18 protein-coding genes are annotated in these 16,996 nt (G+C 41.0%); 11 read left to right on the top strand and 7 right to left on the bottom strand.

Features of this window, described 5'->3' with window-relative positions; genetic code table 11:
- Positions 1 to 114: 114 nt before the first annotated feature.
- The gene (locus tag ACF8FD_RS12805; RefSeq protein ID WP_279678908.1) at positions 115 to 1,311 is read left to right on the top strand and encodes an outer membrane protein transport protein; all 1,197 of its coding nucleotides are present in this window, start codon (positions 115 to 117) and stop codon (positions 1,309 to 1,311) included.
- Positions 1,312 to 1,365: 54 nt separating this feature from the next.
- On the opposite strand, the gene carO is transcribed toward ACF8FD_RS12805, so the two are convergent.
- A complete protein-coding gene (gene carO / locus ACF8FD_RS12800; RefSeq protein ID WP_279678909.1) occupies positions 1,366 to 2,112 on the bottom strand; it encodes an ornithine uptake porin CarO type 2 in 747 nt (248 codons plus the stop codon).
- A 302-nt stretch (positions 2,113 to 2,414) separates the two neighbouring features.
- Here carO and dapD point away from each other — a divergent pair, with 302 nt between their 5' ends.
- From dapD to ACF8FD_RS12770, 6 genes are all read left to right on the top strand, one after another.
- Positions 2,415 to 3,236 (top strand): 2,3,4,5-tetrahydropyridine-2,6-dicarboxylate N-succinyltransferase, encoded by an 822-nt coding sequence (dapD, locus tag ACF8FD_RS12795; protein WP_004693827.1) that lies wholly within the window; start codon positions 2,415 to 2,417, stop codon positions 3,234 to 3,236.
- A 95-nt stretch (positions 3,237 to 3,331) separates the two neighbouring features.
- The gene (queE, locus tag ACF8FD_RS12790) at positions 3,332 to 4,042 is read left to right on the top strand and encodes a 7-carboxy-7-deazaguanine synthase QueE (protein ID WP_058869346.1); all 711 of its coding nucleotides are present in this window, start codon (positions 3,332 to 3,334) and stop codon (positions 4,040 to 4,042) included.
- A 43-nt stretch (positions 4,043 to 4,085) separates the two neighbouring features.
- Positions 4,086 to 4,754: a 7-cyano-7-deazaguanine synthase QueC gene (gene queC, locus ACF8FD_RS12785; protein ID WP_205666826.1), complete on the top strand. Its 669-nt coding sequence runs from the start codon at positions 4,086 to 4,088 to the stop codon at positions 4,752 to 4,754.
- A gap of 16 nt (positions 4,755 to 4,770) precedes the next feature.
- Positions 4,771 to 5,178 (top strand): hypothetical protein, encoded by a 408-nt coding sequence (locus tag ACF8FD_RS12780; RefSeq protein ID WP_004980581.1) that lies wholly within the window; start codon positions 4,771 to 4,773, stop codon positions 5,176 to 5,178.
- Between the two features lie 72 nt (positions 5,179 to 5,250).
- Complete coding sequence (locus tag ACF8FD_RS12775) at positions 5,251 to 5,943, top strand: diphthine--ammonia ligase (RefSeq protein ID WP_279678910.1); 693 nt, start codon at positions 5,251 to 5,253, stop codon at positions 5,941 to 5,943.
- A 9-nt stretch (positions 5,944 to 5,952) separates the two neighbouring features.
- A complete protein-coding gene (locus ACF8FD_RS12770) occupies positions 5,953 to 6,411 on the top strand; it encodes a peroxiredoxin (RefSeq protein WP_205666828.1) in 459 nt (152 codons plus the stop codon).
- Between the two features lie 74 nt (positions 6,412 to 6,485).
- On the opposite strand, the gene ACF8FD_RS12765 is transcribed toward ACF8FD_RS12770, so the two are convergent.
- Entirely contained in the window at positions 6,486 to 7,085 is a 600-nt protein-coding gene (locus tag ACF8FD_RS12765; protein WP_205666829.1) for a LysE/ArgO family amino acid transporter, read from the bottom strand.
- Positions 7,086 to 7,203: 118 nt separating this feature from the next.
- Between ACF8FD_RS12765 and ACF8FD_RS12760 the strand changes: the two genes are divergently transcribed.
- Complete coding sequence (locus ACF8FD_RS12760; RefSeq protein ID WP_205666830.1) at positions 7,204 to 8,094, top strand: LysR family transcriptional regulator ArgP; 891 nt, start codon at positions 7,204 to 7,206, stop codon at positions 8,092 to 8,094.
- Between the two features lie 38 nt (positions 8,095 to 8,132).
- Here the strand turns inward: ACF8FD_RS12760 and ACF8FD_RS12755 are convergent, their stop codons facing one another.
- Positions 8,133 to 8,729, bottom strand: coding sequence for a YceI family protein (locus ACF8FD_RS12755; protein WP_234303778.1), 597 nt, complete (start codon positions 8,727 to 8,729; stop codon positions 8,133 to 8,135).
- A 43-nt stretch (positions 8,730 to 8,772) separates the two neighbouring features.
- Complete coding sequence (locus tag ACF8FD_RS12750) at positions 8,773 to 9,342, bottom strand: nicotinate-nicotinamide nucleotide adenylyltransferase (RefSeq protein WP_148826347.1); 570 nt, start codon at positions 9,340 to 9,342, stop codon at positions 8,773 to 8,775.
- A gap of 104 nt (positions 9,343 to 9,446) precedes the next feature.
- Here ACF8FD_RS12750 and ACF8FD_RS12745 point away from each other — a divergent pair, with 104 nt between their 5' ends.
- Positions 9,447 to 10,247 carry an enoyl-CoA hydratase-related protein gene (locus ACF8FD_RS12745; RefSeq protein WP_234303779.1) on the top strand — a complete coding sequence of 267 codons (801 nt, stop codon included), beginning with the start codon at positions 9,447 to 9,449 and terminating at the stop codon, positions 10,245 to 10,247.
- Between the two features lie 104 nt (positions 10,248 to 10,351).
- Positions 10,352 to 11,107, top strand: coding sequence for a nitroreductase family protein (locus ACF8FD_RS12740; protein WP_234303780.1), 756 nt, complete (start codon positions 10,352 to 10,354; stop codon positions 11,105 to 11,107).
- 232 nt (positions 11,108 to 11,339) lie between these two features.
- On the opposite strand, the gene ACF8FD_RS12735 is transcribed toward ACF8FD_RS12740, so the two are convergent.
- Positions 11,340 to 11,654, bottom strand: a complete 315-nt coding sequence (locus ACF8FD_RS12735; RefSeq protein ID WP_201706272.1) for an NGG1p interacting factor NIF3 — start codon at positions 11,652 to 11,654, stop codon at positions 11,340 to 11,342.
- Between the two features lie 57 nt (positions 11,655 to 11,711).
- On the opposite strand from ACF8FD_RS12735, the gene ACF8FD_RS12730 reads away from it, so the two are divergent.
- Positions 11,712 to 12,374, top strand: coding sequence for a hypothetical protein (locus ACF8FD_RS12730; RefSeq protein WP_234303782.1), 663 nt, complete (start codon positions 11,712 to 11,714; stop codon positions 12,372 to 12,374).
- Between the two features lie 163 nt (positions 12,375 to 12,537).
- On the opposite strand, the gene ACF8FD_RS12725 is transcribed toward ACF8FD_RS12730, so the two are convergent.
- A complete protein-coding gene (locus ACF8FD_RS12725; RefSeq protein WP_252715860.1) occupies positions 12,538 to 12,666 on the bottom strand; it encodes a KGW motif small protein in 129 nt (42 codons plus the stop codon).
- 224 nt (positions 12,667 to 12,890) lie between these two features.
- Positions 12,891 to 16,727 (bottom strand): phosphoribosylformylglycinamidine synthase, encoded by a 3,837-nt coding sequence (gene purL / locus ACF8FD_RS12720; RefSeq protein WP_234303783.1) that lies wholly within the window; start codon positions 16,725 to 16,727, stop codon positions 12,891 to 12,893.
- Between the last annotated feature and the right edge of the window lie 269 nt (positions 16,728 to 16,996).

Here is a 16,996-nt window from a genome sequence, read left to right as displayed (position 1 = left end):
AAATAATCAGAATAATGATTTTAATTCATAAGAAAAATGAATAAAATATTGTCAACAATAAAAAACTTAATTTGATTTTAAAAACGATTCTATAATTTAGACCAAGGACGAAACATGAAATTTCACATTTTTGTCGGATTGCTGTATGTCCTGCCGCTAAGTTATGCCTCTGCTGCAGCTTTAGAAAGCAGCAATCAATCCATTCAAGCTTTCTTTGAAAAAGGTAATTATGCGGAAGTCGCTTTGCTACACGTGGATACCAATATTTCAGGTCAGGTCCAGCATCAACAAAATATTGCGGAATTAGGCGTTCAAGATTTTTCAACAGGCAATTTAGTCAATCATCAACAATTCATCCAAGCTGCATTAAAATTACAACCACATCCACAAATTTCTGTGGCGTTATTATTTGACCAACCTTATTTTGTTTATGTGGATTATCACTATAGTCCTATTCTTTCAGGTGAACCCTTACCTATAGAAAACGCAGATATTAAGTTTGACTCAAGAAATATTACAGCGCTCATTGGCTATCAACCCACACAACATTGGAACCTCTTTACAGGTCTGAGTTACCAGTCATTTTCAGGTGATCTGAAAATTGGTACACAAGTTGACTATACCTTTTTTGATTATCACGCACATTTTCCCAAAAACCATGCGTGGGGTTGGTTAGCAGGTGTAAGCTACCAAATTCCTGAATATGCATTTAATACAGCAATTACCTATCGCGCTAAAATCAAACACAGGACCAATGCAAGCGAAAGTTTTTGGAGATTTCCTTTAGAGATTGCACCACAACAAACAACGGAAATTCAGACCCCAGAATCGGTGAATTTAGATTTTCACACAGGTTTACCTGCGCAAAATTTTCTGTATGGATCATTGCGATGGGTCAATTGGCAAGATTTTAAAATTCAACCCACTCAATTTGCTGCAATTCTGCAATTTGAAGGACTAGGTAATCAGTTCAACCTGATTGATTACCAAAAGAATCAATGGTCGACCCGTTTGGGAGTTGCCCATCAATGGTCATCCAAATGGATCACTGCGGTGGAAGGATTGTGGGATTCTGGTGCGGGTAATCCTGCCTCAAGCTTAAACCCTGTAGACGGCTATGTTGGTGTGGGTACGGGCGCGGTTTATCACTTTAACCCTAAAACGTTTATGATTGCGGGTCTGCATTATTTGTACTTTACCAAACCAGAAAAGACACAACCACAGTCGTTAATCACGCAAATCTCAAGTTTTTCTTCACTCGAACAACGTGATGCTTGGGTTTATCATTTGAAATTGGCACACCGCTTTTAAGACACAAAAAACGAGCCGAAGCTCGTTTTTCGGTTTAGCTCAAGCTAATAGATATTACCAGTGGTAACTTACACCTAGTTTCGCTACTGGCAACCATTTATATTTATCTTTTTCTGAAATATCATTTTCTTGAGTACTCAGAGCTGCACCAAGAGTACGGCCATCATTTCCGATCAACCCAGGATTACTAGAATTTAGATTTACGTCTGGATTACCAGTGTAATAAGCACCGACTTCACTAAACACTCCCCAGTTTTCATTGATTTTTGGCGCCAAACCTAAACCGACATAAGGAGCAAATTGGTTATCGTAACTTAATTTACCATCAATGTTAACACCGTTTGCACCACCATTGAAGCGGCTACCGTCTACTTCTACCGATGCATTTGTACCCACGCGCTTAGTTAAATCATACTGATTATCAACGTAGCCCACACCTGCTGCAACGTACATCCCCTGTGCCCAACGGTTAGTACTTTCACCCCATGGACGAATCTCAGCATTTAAATAAGCCAATTTGTTATCCATATCCATGTCATATTTAGTGCCATTAATAGACAAATCATCTGACCATGAAATGTCACCACCGTTGTAACCTAAAGCTAAACCCACATATGGGTTAGCTGTCCACAACAAAGCACCGCCATAACCTGTTGTACCGACTTCAGCACGAACACCAGTAGGAATTAATTTATTTTGGTCAAAAGCATAACCATCTTTTACGACTGCATCATCAGCAAAAGCTGTACCTGCGACTGCTGACATTGCTGCTGCGATTGCAACTAAACGTAATGATTTCATGTTTTTTCTCCTCCAATTAAAGATTTTTTTACATCATTTACAATTTTTTGATGAGCCCATCTTAAAACACCCTCTGACTGTTTTTTATTCTAGATTTGGGCTGTTTTTGTTATTTTTTGATATATTTTATACTTTCTTGTTGTTGTAAATCGCAATTCTTTACTTAACGCCTTTACTCAAACAGCTCTAAAAGTCTTATTTCCAATCATTCATTATTATTTCCGATCCTATGCTGTTTTTTCATCTATTCTCTGCACAATTTAGTGTAAAATCAGGAAAATTTTTTTTCTGGAAGGAAGATCATGTCTCAGCTTTCAACAATTATTGAACAAGCGTTTGAAGACCGTGCGAATTTTACAGCAGCGGACTGTCCTGCTGAAGTTCGTGCAGCAGTTGAGGAAGTCATTGCTGGTTTAGATAACGGGACATTACGTGTTGCTGAAAAAATTGATGGTGAGTGGGTTGTTCATCAATGGGTGAAAAAAGCTGTGCTTTTATCATTCAAACTAAATGACAACAAACCAATTGAGTCATGTGACCTTCAATTCTACGACAAAGTAGATACCAAATTTACAGGTTGGACTGAAGAACAGTTTAAAGCGGCTGGCGTACGTGTTGTTCCTCCTGCGGTTGCCCGTAAAGGTTCTTTCCAAGCGAAAAACGTGGTGTTAATGCCTTCTTATGTGAACATTGGTGCATATGTTGACGAAGGCACCATGGTTGACACATGGGCAACTGTTGGTTCATGTGCTCAAATTGGTAAAAACGTTCACTTATCGGGTGGTGTAGGTATTGGTGGTGTTCTTGAGCCACTTCAAGCCAACCCAACGATTATTGAAGACAACTGCTTCATCGGCGCACGTTCTGAAATCGTAGAAGGCGTGATCGTAGAAGAAGGTTCTGTAATTTCTATGGGCGTGTTCATTGGTCAATCGACTAAGATTTTTGACCGTGCAACTGGCGAAATTCACTATGGTCGTGTACCAGCAGGTTCTGTTGTAGTTGCAGGTAGCTTACCTTCTAAATGTGGTACTTACAGCCTGTATGCTGCAATCATCGTGAAAAAAGTAGATGCACAAACACGTTCTAAAACGAGCTTGAACGATTTACTACGCGACGAATAATTTTTAGTTGTCGTGCGGAACTAAAGTTCCTCATCTCTACGGTTAAGACTAGCCGTAGAGATTTTTGTTTTTCTAACCTGTGGTTTAATTTTGCTATGAATACGCTTCGATCTTCTGCTATCCCTGTTTCTGATCCTTCTGCGGGTCTACGTATCACGGAGATCTTTTATTCTTTGCAAGGAGAAGCCAACACCTCGGGACTGCCAACAGTTTTCATTCGTTTAACGGGTTGTCCACTACGTTGTACATACTGCGATACGACCTACTCGTTTGAAGGTGGCGAACGCCAATCTTTAGATCAGATTATTCAAACCACGCTTGATTTTAAAACCCCTTATGTCTGCGTGACAGGTGGTGAACCTCTTGCACAGCCCAATGCGTTGCCTTTAATGCAACGTCTTGCTGACCTCGGCTGTCAAGTCTCTTTAGAAACCAGTGGCGCTTTAGATGTGTCTAAGGTTGACCCACGTGTTTCAAAAGTATTAGATTTGAAAACCCCAACTTCAGGTGAAGTTGCACGAAATTTGCTTTCGAATCTCGACCATTTAACCCAGCACGACCAAATCAAATTTGTCATTTGTAACCGTGAGGATTATGAATGGTCAAAACAGCAAGTTGAAGACTATAAACTCAATGAAAAAGTCAGCACAGTATGGTTCTCTCCTGCTTTTGCCGTTGAGAAAGGTGCTGCTCGTTTACCTCAACTTGCGCGTGACTTAGCGCAATGGATATTAGAAGACCATCTCCCTGTTTGCTTCCAACTCCAACTCCACAAGTTGCTTTGGAATGACGAAACTGGTCGCTAATACATTGCCTATTCATCTTTAATTTATATTTGGAGAAATTTGTATGCGCCCTCGTGCCATAGTTTTGTTATCTGGCGGTTTAGACTCAACAACTTGTTTAGCATGGGCGCAAGCACAGTATGACTGTACAGCGCTCAGCTTTATGTATGGTCAACGCTCAACCACTGAGCTCGATGCCGCACGCGAACTGACAAAAAAAGCAGGGATAGAACATCGTGTCATTAATATCGACTTAGGTAATTTGGGCGGTTCTGCGTTAACAGACCATAGCATTGATGTTCCAGATCATGAACAAGTTGGTATTCCTGTAACTTATGTTCCAGCACGTAACACAATTTTCTTGTCTTATGCCCTAGCAGCAGCAGAAGTTTTAGATGCCGAAGCCATTGTGATTGGTATTAATGCTGTTGATTATTCAGGGTATCCTGACTGTCGACCTGAATTTATTGAGGCATTTGCCAACATGGCTCGCCTTGCAACCAAGGTTGGCGTTGAAGGAAAACCTCTTAAATTTGAAACACCTCTGTTACATTTATCCAAAGCAAATATTATTCGCTTAGGTATAGAACATGGCGTAGACTATAGTCAAACGGTGTCTTGCTACCAAGCAGATGACCAAGGACGTGCTTGTGGGAAATGCGACAGCTGCCGTCTTCGTAAAGAAGGTTTTGCAGATGCTGGCGTAACAGACCCAACGCGTTATATACCGTAACGACAAGGTACAGTTTATGAAAAATTTAAAATCAAACATTTTGCTTTCTACATTGGTGTCTGCAGCTGCATTGTTCGCTACAGCTTCAAATGCTGCTGAATCGAACAAATTACAAGAAGCGTATAAAAGCAGCAATGTAAAATCGGCATTAATTAATGTTTGTAAAGAAGAAACTGCAAAAAGCAAAAAGCTTAGTGCAGCAGAAGTAAGCAAATACTGTACTTGTGCAGTTGAAGCTGATGGTAAGTTGACCAATGCACAAAAATGGGAAATCCAAAGTGCGATCAACCAAAAGAAAAGCCCGTCTACTTTAGCTTTTGTACAAAAGCAAAATAATGACTTACAAACATGTTTCGGTCCACAGTTAACAGGTAAATTAAAATCTTTAACTGAAGAAGCAATGAAAGCTGCTCCGAAAAAATAATTCACTGAATGTGAATAAAGCCTGCTCTATGCAGGCTTTTTTATATGTTCAAAATAGATAGAACCTGAAAATATGCTCACCCAATGGAATACACGCGCCCAAAATCGCAAATTTGTTGCGTCATATAGTGGTGGAAAAGACAGCAGCCTTGCTTTATACAAAGCTATGCAAACGGGTGAACCTGTTGCATTAATTGTCATGTTAGAAGAGCAAGGCCTGAAGTCACGCTCACATGGGATGTCCCTCGATATTATTCATGCGCAGGCCAAAGCAATTGGACTTCCCATCTACAGTGCCTCTGCGACGTGGCAAGACTATGAAAGCCAGTTCATTCAACTGTTACAAAAAGCTCAAGCTCTTGGGGCAGAAAGCTTAGTCACAGGTGATATTGATTTAATGGCACATGCTGAATGGAATCAATCTGTGTGTGATAAAAGTGAGCTCAGCTTATGCATGCCACTGTGGCAATGTCCACGTTTAGACATTGTGCATGAGTTTATTCGACTTGGATTTCAAAGCATCATCGTTACTGTCAACTTAAACTTAGGCATGACAGTTGAAGACTTAGGTCAAGTACTTAGCCTTGAATATGTCGATAAACTGGTTGCAAGAGGCATTGACCCATGCGGAGAAGCAGGTGAATTCCACACCACGGTGATTGATGGCCCAATTTTCAAACATCCACTTTCGGTCGTTAAAGGTGATATTCTGTATCACGAAAATTATGCCTTTTTACCAATTGAATTAGAAAAACGCGACATTTAAGGATAGAACATGACTGATACGATCCAACTTCCAAATCAGAACTTTCCAGCCACAACGGGTGAAGTGAACTTAACTGAAGTGCCGACTGAGTGGCTGATTGTGTACTTTTACCCGAAAGATTCAACGCCTGGTTGCACAACTCAAGCCGTTGGTTTTTCATGTTTAAAAGATCAGTTTGATGCCTTACAAACCACGATCATTGGTGTTTCACGTGACTCGGTTAAAGCGCACCAGAATTTTACGGAAAAGCAGACCTTAACCATTAATTTAATTAGCGACAAAGAAGAAGTACTGTGTAAACACTTTGATGTGATTAAAGAAAAAAATATGTATGGTAAAAAAGTGATGGGCATTGAGCGCTCAACTTTTATTTTCCATAACGGTAAGCTGGTTAAAGAGTATCGTAAGGTAAAAGCTGCGGGGCATGCTGAACAAGTTTTAGAAGACTTAAAAGCATTACAAGCTTAATGTACATAAGCCCGCAGATGCGGGCTTTGTTTTTTGTGATTTTCTAATTGATAGTTTTTTATTGCACACGCTTTTCATTTCACAAGCAGTGAAATGGCGATTCCCCACATCACTAAAGCAATAATCGCATCCAGTACATTCCACGCTTTCGGATTTGCAAAAATGGGGATAAGCACACGAGCACCATAGCCCAAAGCAAAGAAAAACAACCAAGATGCACACACAGCCCCTAGAGCAAAGTACGCAGGTTGCTCAAACTGTGTTGAAATAGAACCCAGTAAAATAACCGTATCTAAATACACATGCGGATTAAGCCAAGTCAGCGCCAAACACAGCAAAACAATATTCATTAGATGATGCTTTTCAATGGAACTTGCCTCCAAGCCCTGCTGTGATTTGAATGCCCGCAGTGCATGTTGGAATCCATAACAAAACAGGAAAAGCGCCCCTGCCCATTTGGAAAACTGAATAATTTCAGGATAGTGCTGAAGCACTTTTGAAAAACCAGAAACGCCCAAGACAATTAGAATCGAATCCGACAGTGCACAGACAAAACATACCCAAAAAACAAACTGCTTTTTGAGCCCCTGTTTTAGCACGAATGCATTTTGAGCCCCAATAGCAATAATGAGGCTCATCCCAACTGCAATCCCTTGTACATATGTACTTAACATTTTGACTTTTCAACTTAATTGATGATTTCAGGATTATCTTTCATTTTTCATTGAATTAAGTATTATTTAGAAAATATCAATACAACTAAAATATTTTTAGTTTAAAGTGAGTCCCGATATGCTGAATCATAAACAGTGCGAAGCATTTTTAGCTGTGGCAGAAACAGGAAGTTTTGACCTTGCTGCTGAACAGCTATGCATTACTGCTTCAGCCGTCACTTTACGCGTACAAAGCCTAGAAAAAAGTTTGGGGCATTTATTAATTGTGCGGGAAAGACCTTGCCGCTCGACACAAGCAGGTCAATCGCTGCTACATTATTTGCAACATAGCCGACTGTTAGAACAAAGTTTCATTCAGAACCTCACGGGTCATATGAACACCTCTGCTTTTTATCAAATCAACATTGCAACCAATGCCGACTCCTTAGCGACATGGTTGTTGCCGTTGCTACAGTCAACATTAATTGAACAAAAGATCGTGGTGCATTTTCAGGTCGATGACCAATCACAAACCCATCACTTACTTGAAGCCGGTTTGGTGAATGCCTGCGTGACAGATGAATCACAAGCCATGAAAGGCTGTGTAGCCGAATACATTGGCGATATGAACTATCGTTTTGTCGCCACGCCAACTTTTGCACAGCAGTGGTTTAAACAAGGCGTTAACCGAGAGTCTCTACGTGCAGCTCCTGCACTGATCTTTAACGCAAAAGATCAACTCCACACCGCGTATATCCAACAAAAGTTTGGCCTCAATCCGACCCAATATCCACATCACTTTATTCCATCTTCCAGTGCATTTTTTGATGCGGTTACGATGGGACTCGGCTATGGTTGGTTGCCCTATTACCAAGCCAAAGCGCGTTTGCAGGATGGCTCATTGGTTGAGGTGGATCCTGAACTCAATATCGATTTGCCTTTGTATTGGCACCATTGGAAACAGCAGTCGGTGCAGTTAAATGTGCTGACAGATCTCTTGATTAAAAAGGCTCAAGCAGCAATGAACTAGAATAACCCTGAATATAGGTCTTTGAGATCATGAAACCTCTATTGCACTTTCCACTGCCCTGACAGTTGAATATTCACTTTTTCGCCTACACCTCCAATGGCTTTTTTCATGCCAAAGTCACTTCGGTTAATCACGGCAGAGGACTGAACATCAAGTAGATTGGCATTATTGGCACTTGGTTTTAAGGTCGTGCTAAAGCTAACAGGCTTGGTAATGCCGCGAAGTGTTAAGTTTCCGGCAATATTATATTGACCATCACCCAAATCTTTAAAACTGGTACTTTTAAAGTTAGCGGTTTTGTACTTGGATGCATAAAACAAATCTTCACCCAAAATCATATTTTTCAGTGAAGGTTTACTTAAGCTTAGGCTATTTACATCCATGACAAAGTTCGTCGAAGCATGCTGTGGTGCTTTGGCATCAAACTGCATGCTGGATTGCACCCGATTAAACTTAGCTCTTACAACGGTCACACCTAAGGATTTAATTTCAAAGCCTACATTACTCTGAGGTGTCAATGTCCATGACTGGGCTTGCACTTGAGTACTGAATGCAAATGTAACACCTGCAATCAGCAAAGCATTTTTAATGACCGCATAACGTGCAATCTGTTTCGTCTGTTGTTTTCTATCCATGGAACTCGATCCTCGTCGAAATATTTTTATTCGACTGAGAACCTTAGTCTAAATTGGATAAGTCCTGAGTTAAAAATTTGTGTTGTAACTGTTTATATATTTCACTTTGTTGGAATTTATGTAAAAACTCACTGGTTCCCAATGGAAACGCCTGCTCTAGAATTTCCCCACGATAATAAGCTTCACGAACAGGTGTTGCAGACATCGCGTCTTGTAGGCTATCGAGCTCAACCATTTGCCACTCAGGAAAAAGCTGTAAATAATATGAGGAATCATCTTTAAAATGGCCAATGAGTCCAACCTTCGCCTCAGGTGTGACTACATGATTCACTAATTTTTTTACCAATTGCACCCATTTAACATCATTATAAACATCAATTACATGTACAAAGTGAATCCGTTTTTGATGTGCTTCTGAAAAGTTCGATAAAATCATTTCTTCACGTTCAGATGCTAAAAATGGATTTTTCGTATTTCGTTCATTTTGCGCAGAGCCTAAAGCCAAAATGACATTTTCACTTTGCTCTAAAGCAATCTTAATGGTTTGCATATGCGCCAAGTGAAATGGCTGGAAGCGACCAATGAATACGAGATAATCAAATGTATATGGCATAAATCTTTTACTTTTTTATGAACTGGTCAGTTGTGTCGATCATAAAATTATGCGACATAATGAGCCCATAAAATTAAACCAAACTTTCTAGCAAGGATAGTACGATGACACTGAGCTGTATTCAACAACCTCATCAACATTTGAATGCAAAATTAGATAATGGCGTACTGACATTAGCCATTCACCGTCCTGAAGCAAAGAATGCGTTGTATGGCGAACTTTATTTATGGATCGCAAAAGCTTTAGATGAAGCAGATCTAGACAATAGCGTTCGTGCTGTCATTCTACGTGGTGAAGATGCGGACTTTACCGCAGGCAATGACATGCAAGATTTTATGAAATCTGCAGCGCAAAAAGGTCAAGCACCTGCGGCTGAAGGCCCTCCATTTATTTTACTTAAATCTGCCGCAAAATTTTCTAAACCGTTGATTGCGGCTGTACGTGGTGTGGCGATTGGTATTGGGGTAACGATCCTGTTACATTGTGACTTGGTTTATAGCGACAATACTGCTCTATTCCAGATTCCATTTGTCAGCCTTGGTTTATCTCCAGAAGGTGCTTCAAGCAAATTATTGGTAGAACAAGCAGGTTATCACAAAGCTGCTGAATTACTGCTGACCGCTCAGAAGTTTGATAGTGCAACTGCAGTTGCTGCAAACCTTGTCAACAGTATTGAAGATGATGTGTATGCTACAGCAGCTAAAAAAGCGGCACAATTGTCTGCTTTACCCTTGGCCTCTTTAGTACAGTCTAAAGCGTTGATGAAGCACAATGTGAATGTAATTGTGGCTTGGATTGATCATGAAGCTGAAATTTTCATGGATCGTGTCGGCTCTCCAGAAATGATGGAAGCTGTATCAGCATTTATGCAAAAGCGTAAACCTGATTTCACCCAGTTCAACTAATCCTTGATCGTTGAACGACTAAAAACCACTGTGTTTCACATTAGACGGTGGTTTTTTTATTTTCCGTCCCAACATATTTAAGAACCCATTCGGAAAAACTACTTATGTCGAACACTACAGAGAAAAAGCGTTACTTTGAGCCTGCACCACAAGGTATCGATGTTGAAAATTTTAAGAAAGTCATCCAAAGCCGCCGTTCGGTTCGCAAATTTACCAAGAAAGAAATTCCAGCTGATGTGCTTGATGACTGTTTAGATTTGGCCCTACTTGCGCCCAATTCATCTAACTTACAGCCTTGGACTTTTTATGTGGTGCAGAATCCGACTAAGAAAAAACAGCTGGTCAAAGCTTGCCTAAACCAGCTTGCAGCTAAAACGGCGTCAGAACTGATCGTGTGTGTCGCGCGTACAGACCGTAATGATGAAATGGCAAAACGTAATATTACCGAGTTCCCTTTTCCTGAAGCACCTGCGGCTGTACAGAAATATTATAAGTTCATTCCTTATAACTATAAGACAGGTTACTTAAATGCACTGGGCAACTTTAAGAAAGTGGCTTTCAAAATTGCACGTAGCTTAGACAAACAACTGCCTGTAACTGCATTTAATCAAGCCGATGCAAAACTTTGGGCAAGTAAAACCACAGCTTTAGCATGTGAGAATCTAGTGCTAGCTTTACGGGCTTATGGTTTTGATAGTTGTATGATGGAAGGTTTTGATGAGCCTTTGGTGCTTAAACTGTTAAATCTGAATGATCAACAATACCCTGTGATGGTGATTGGTGCAGGTGAGCGTGCAGAAGATGGGGTGTTTTTCCCGCAGTATCGTTTTGATCGTGAGTTATTTATTCAGAAGGTTTAATATTAGTTTTCTCAATGGAATCCTTTCATTAACGTTTTAATTTCAGGATTAACCTTCGGTTCGACCTACTTTTCTTTCGGGAAAAGTAGGCAAAACTATTGTCATTCGCAAAACTCGTTCTATTCCGCTGTTTATCAATTTAGTCGCAGAAACTTTATCTGATCAATTAAGTCCTGCCTCAAACAGTTGCGAATGCCGTTAACGTGTATCAGATATATTTTTAGGTTCATCATTAAAGTACATCGACCATCTGAATAAACTCAAAAGCAGGTTCTTCATAGGGATGGCTTAATGTTAAAGCCTTTGCCACAGCAGAAGCTTTTTCCTCTGGAACAATGGTTTCCACCCGCCACTCTGGAATTTTCTCCAAAGCATCCAACTCACCTATAAACGGATTTGCATCTTTTACAGGTTTAAACTGGCCTGTACCTAAGACCTGCCAAGCACAGTGCTCATAGTTTCCTATACCACCTGCCCCCGCTTCAAAAATCGCAAGTTTGGTAGATTCAAGGTGAGATTCAGGAACATAGTAGATGAGTTTGAGCATTTCTATTTAAGTTGTATTTCATTAATATAAAAATAATAATATGAAGTGGTTAGTACAATGTCTAATAAAAATTCAAAAATAGATTTAGCTTTCACCGCAACTGAAAATCTTGCAGATGAAATACTCTTTAAAACTGCTAATACTTTTTTAGAAGATGCCGTTAAGTCCATTCCCTTCGCATCGCTTATTAGCAGTTCAATTCAGGCTTATACACAATTTCGAACGCTTAAGGAACAAAAACAGCTTTTAGCTTTTATTCAAGAAACAGAAACTAATAACCCTGATTTTATTAAAGATTTTTTTAAAGATAAAAACAACACTGAACTCGGTTTAGAAATACTAGGCATACTGGATCAAACCTATTTAGAACATCAAGCTCGAATGATTGGACGTGCTACTTTATTAAAATATAATGGGAAAATATCTAAACAAGAATTTGATAAATATACTTATATTATTACCAAACTAAATAACCATTTGACCAATATCGTTGAAGAAACATACCAACTACATCAGCAACGTCTTTCAGATCCACTACAAACTCATTATCCTCCAAACTCGATTGATCTTCAGAATGCTAATATGGATTTACTTAGCTTCGGTTTTCTTATTTTCAATCAGCCACCTCATTGGGGTGATAAATACAAAAAACACTTGAAATCTCAATACACTGTTCAAGAGAAATTTCTTTACTTTTACCACAACATTTTCAAAGACTAAATTCAATCACATGACTTGCGACATGGATGTCGCACGTTAGACTGTGGGACAGGACGTCCCATCAGTCTAACAAAAGGGTTTTGTTACTTTTGCTCAATCAAAAGTAAAATAAAATTCTTATAAAGAAAAAAACCGCCTCTCGGCGGTTTTTTAATTCTCAAAATCACATCTGCAATGTATAACCCAAAATCAAAAAGATCAATTGCAAGCTTAAAATCACAGCAAACAACTTCCATCCTTTTTTACGCAACGCAGACTTATCGACTGCTTCGTATGTAACTGCTTTAATCATGTCATCACCTCATACATGAGTGTTGATACTGAAATTGTTTAGTGATCCATCTTTCTTCTATTTTGCATGATATTTGTGCACTTATTACACAATATCACTTTCACATAAATATAAAAGCAAAATCTAAACCAACTTCAACGGGAGAAATAAAAAATTAAAAAACAAAAAAGACAATTCAATAAAAAAGCCACCCGAAGGTGGCTTTTCAAAACACAGACTCCAAATTAACCAATGAACTTACGTGCATTACGGAACATACGTAACCATGCACCGTCTTCAGTCCACTCTTCAGGCTTCCAAGAATGCTGTACCGCACGGAAGTTACGTTCAGGGTGCGGCATCATAATTGTTGCACGACCATCTTTCGATGTAACACCTGAAATCGCTTCTGGCGAACCATTCGGGTTCATTGGATAGTGTTGAGTTGGATTCCCTTGACTATCAACATAACGCAAGATCACTTGATTACCTGCATTTAATGCAGCCAAGTTATCCGCGCTTGTCACCACACGACCTTCACCATGTGCAACTGCGATCGGCAGGATTGAACCTTCCATACCCTCTAACAATACAGAATTCGATTTTTCAACACGAACGTTCACCGCACGCGCTTCAAACATTTCAGAAGTGTTGCGATGGAAACGCGGCCAAGCTTCAGCACCTGGAATCAATGGCGCCAATTGCGACAACATTTGACAGCCGTTACAAATACCGAGAGAGAAAGTCTCATCACGGTTGAAGAATTTTTCAAATTGGTCACGAAGTTTTGGGTTGAACAAAACTGATTTCGCCCAGCCACCACCAGCACCCATGACGTCACCGTAAGAGAAACCACCACATGCCACAAGACCTTCAAAGTCATCTAGGCTGATACGACCTGCAAGCAAGTCGCTCATGTGCACGTCTACAGTGTTGAAACCAACTTTGTCGAATGCCGCAGCCATTTCAACATGACCATTTACGCCTTGTTCACGTAAGATCACCATGTTTGGACGACGTTCGTTGATGTACGGCGCTTCGATTGGCTCATTCAAATCAAATGTAGGTTTTGCAATAATACCTGCATGTGATTTGTCCGTGATCAATGCAAATTCTTGATCCGCTGTTTCCACGTTATCACGTAGACGTTGAATCTGATGTGACACTTCAGTCCACGCCACTTGCAAGTCTGCACGTTCAAGTACTAAGCCATTTACAGTCAATTGATCTGTATTATTTACAGTACCAATAACCGCAATTGCATCGCGTAATGTAGATGCCGCAACTTCTTCTGCAAGTGTTGCCCAATCAGACGCGCTGATTTGAAGCACTGCACCAATTTCTTCTGCAAATAAACTTTCAGTTGATTGATCTTCTAAAGCCACACCGAGACGTGCTGCAAACATCATTTCCGCAACAGTTGCAAGTAAACCGCCATCACCGATGTCATGATAAGCCTTGATCAAGCCACGGTTGTTCCAGTCCTGAACCAATGCAAAGAATGCCTTGAAGTCTTCGAAGCTGTCTACATCAGGCGTTACCGAACCAATCGCTTTATACACCTGAGCCAGAATCGAACCGCCCAAACGGAACTGACCTTTAGACAAGTCGATACGTACCAGTACTGAATCTTCATTTTTCAGTTCAGGCGTCAAGGTTTTGCGTACATCGGTTACCGGTGCAAATGCGCTAATCACGCCAGACATTGGAGATGTTACAGACTTGTCTTCGCCTTCGTCGTTCCAGGTGGTACGCATAGACAACGAGTCTTTACCAACAGGAATCGCGATACCCAGCGCAGGACACATTTCCATACCGATGGCTTTCACTCCTTCGAATAGAGCCTGGTCTTCACCCGGTTGACCTGCAGCCGCCATCCAGTTCGCAGACAGTTTAATGTCGCTAATCTGGTCAATTTTTGCAGACATGATGTTCGAGATTGACTCAGCCACAGCCAAACGTGCAGAAGCCGCTGGATTTAACAATGCGACTGGCGGACGTTCACCCATCGCCATCGCTTCACCAGTGTAACCCACAAGGCTGGTGGTAGTGACCGCAGCATCCGCTACAGGAACCTGCCAAGGACCGACCATCTGGTCACGCGCAACCATACCGGTAATTGAACGATCACCGATCGTGATCAGGAACGATTTAGAAGCAACGGTCGGATTTTTCAGAACGCGGAAAATCGCATCTTTCAGGTCAGTGACTTTAGATGCATCAAAGTCGTCGCCTTTGCGTTCAATCGTTTCATATGAACGGCTCATGCGCGGTGTACCGCCAAGCATCACCTGCATTGGCATATCCACGGCTTTGTTTTCAAACAATGGATCTTCAACGGTTAAGTGACGTGCTTCAGTCGCTTCACCCAACACCGCAAACGGACAACGTTCACGTGCACAAAGAGATTCAAACAGGCTTAAAGAACTTGGACGAATTGCCAGGACATAACGTTCTTGCGCTTCGTTTGACCAGATTTCCATTGGAGACATGCCTGGCTCAAGCGATGGAATCTTACGCAGGTCAAGCACCGCACCCAACTCATGATCATTCACAAGCTCAGGCATGGCATTGGAGATACCGCCCGCACCCACGTCATGTACAGATACGATCGGGTTGAAATCTTCCATGCGCCAGCAGGCATCAATCACTTCCTGACAACGGCGTTCCATTTCCGGATTTTCACGTTGTACCGAAGCGAAATCGAGGTTTTCACCCAATTTACCGCTGTCTACTGAAGATGCTGCACCACCCCCTAGGCCGATCAGCATTGCAGGACCGCCAAGTACGATCAATAGATCGCCCGGTTGGATTGCATCTTTTTCAACATGGTCAGGACGGATGTTACCGTAACCACCAGCGATCATGATTGGCTTATGGAAACCTTTCACGTCACCATTGACGTTTTGTTCAAATGTACGGAAGTAACCATTTAAGGCAGGACGACCAAATTCGTTGTTAAACGCAGCACCACCCAATGGCCCTTCAATCATGATTTGAAGTGGAGATGCCATACGTGATGGCTTACCGTAATTTTCTTCCCAAGGCTGTTCAAAACCAGGAATGTTCAGGTTCGATACCGTGAAACCGGTTAAGCCAGCTTTTGGTTTACCACCACGGCCAGTTGCACCTTCATCACGGATTTCACCGCCTGAACCGGTCGCAGCACCGGCAAATGGTGCAATCGCGGTTGGATGATTGTGGGTTTCCACTTTCATCAAAATGTGAGCAGCCTGGCTCTTGTATTTATAAACGTGGTGACCTGTTTCATTGTCTTTTTTAGGATAGAAACGCTGAGTATCAAAACCAACAATCACCGAAGCATTGTCTTTATATGCTGACAATACGTCTGTCGGTGATTCTTTATAAGTGTTTTTAATCATTTGGAATAATGACAATGGTTGTTTTTCACCATCAATTGTCCATTCAGAACCAAAGATTTTATGACGACAGTGCTCTGAGTTTGCCTGAGCAAACATCATTAGTTCAATATCGTGCGGATTACGGCCGAGCTTGTTAAAAGCAGCCACTAAATAATCAATTTCTTCATCAGATAGCGCAAAACCAAACTCAGAGTTCGCCTTCACTAAAGCGTCTTTACCCTGACCTAATATGTCAATTGCGTTTAAAGGCTTTGGTGCAGTTTCAGAAAATAATGCAGCAGCGTCTTCAATTTGATTGAACACACTTTCAGTCATACGGTCATGTAAAACTTGTTTCACTGCATCCGATACTTCAGAAATACCTTTTAAAGTAAACAAAACACCGCGTTCTAAGCGGTGTATCGGGGTATTACAGTTGGCAAAAATATCCGTTGCCTTTGATGACCACGGCGAAATTGTGCCTACACGTGGCGTCACAAGTACTTGAACTTCATCACTTGTCGCTTGGCGAACTTGGAAGGTTGCGCCATCATTTAATAACTGCAAAGCAGATTGCTGTTGTTGCTCGTCGAGCGCTTGGTCGAAAAGGTAAACCCATTGGCTTTCTATTGATTGAACAGAACTAATAGACGATAGACGTGTTAAAAGTTGTGTTTGCTTAAAAGAAGAGTGTGCAGGTGCACCGGCAACGATAAACATGCTGTTTTTGGCTCCACGGGCAGGTCTAGACAACCTACCTCAATGTGACTTGAAGAGAGCGCATATTCTACTGTGTATTGCCAAAATCAGCTAGTCGTCTACGACTTAAAAAAGTGAGATTTCTTTGTTTTAAAAGATCAATTTACTTTGACTTTAAAAATCAAACATGATTAGTAACAAATGTTTTAAGGGATAAATTTCAAAGATGCCCGACTTTTGGGCTTTTGTCGGGTTCTAAAAACCCTTTTCAATTGATTTTTAAGCTGCAA

This window comes from Acinetobacter sp. TYF_19 (assembly GCF_043105125.1).
Taxonomy (GTDB): domain Bacteria; phylum Pseudomonadota; class Gammaproteobacteria; order Pseudomonadales; family Moraxellaceae; genus Acinetobacter; species Acinetobacter johnsonii.
The sequence above is the reverse complement of the archived record's forward strand: the minus strand, read 5'-3'. Positions and strand labels throughout refer to the sequence as shown.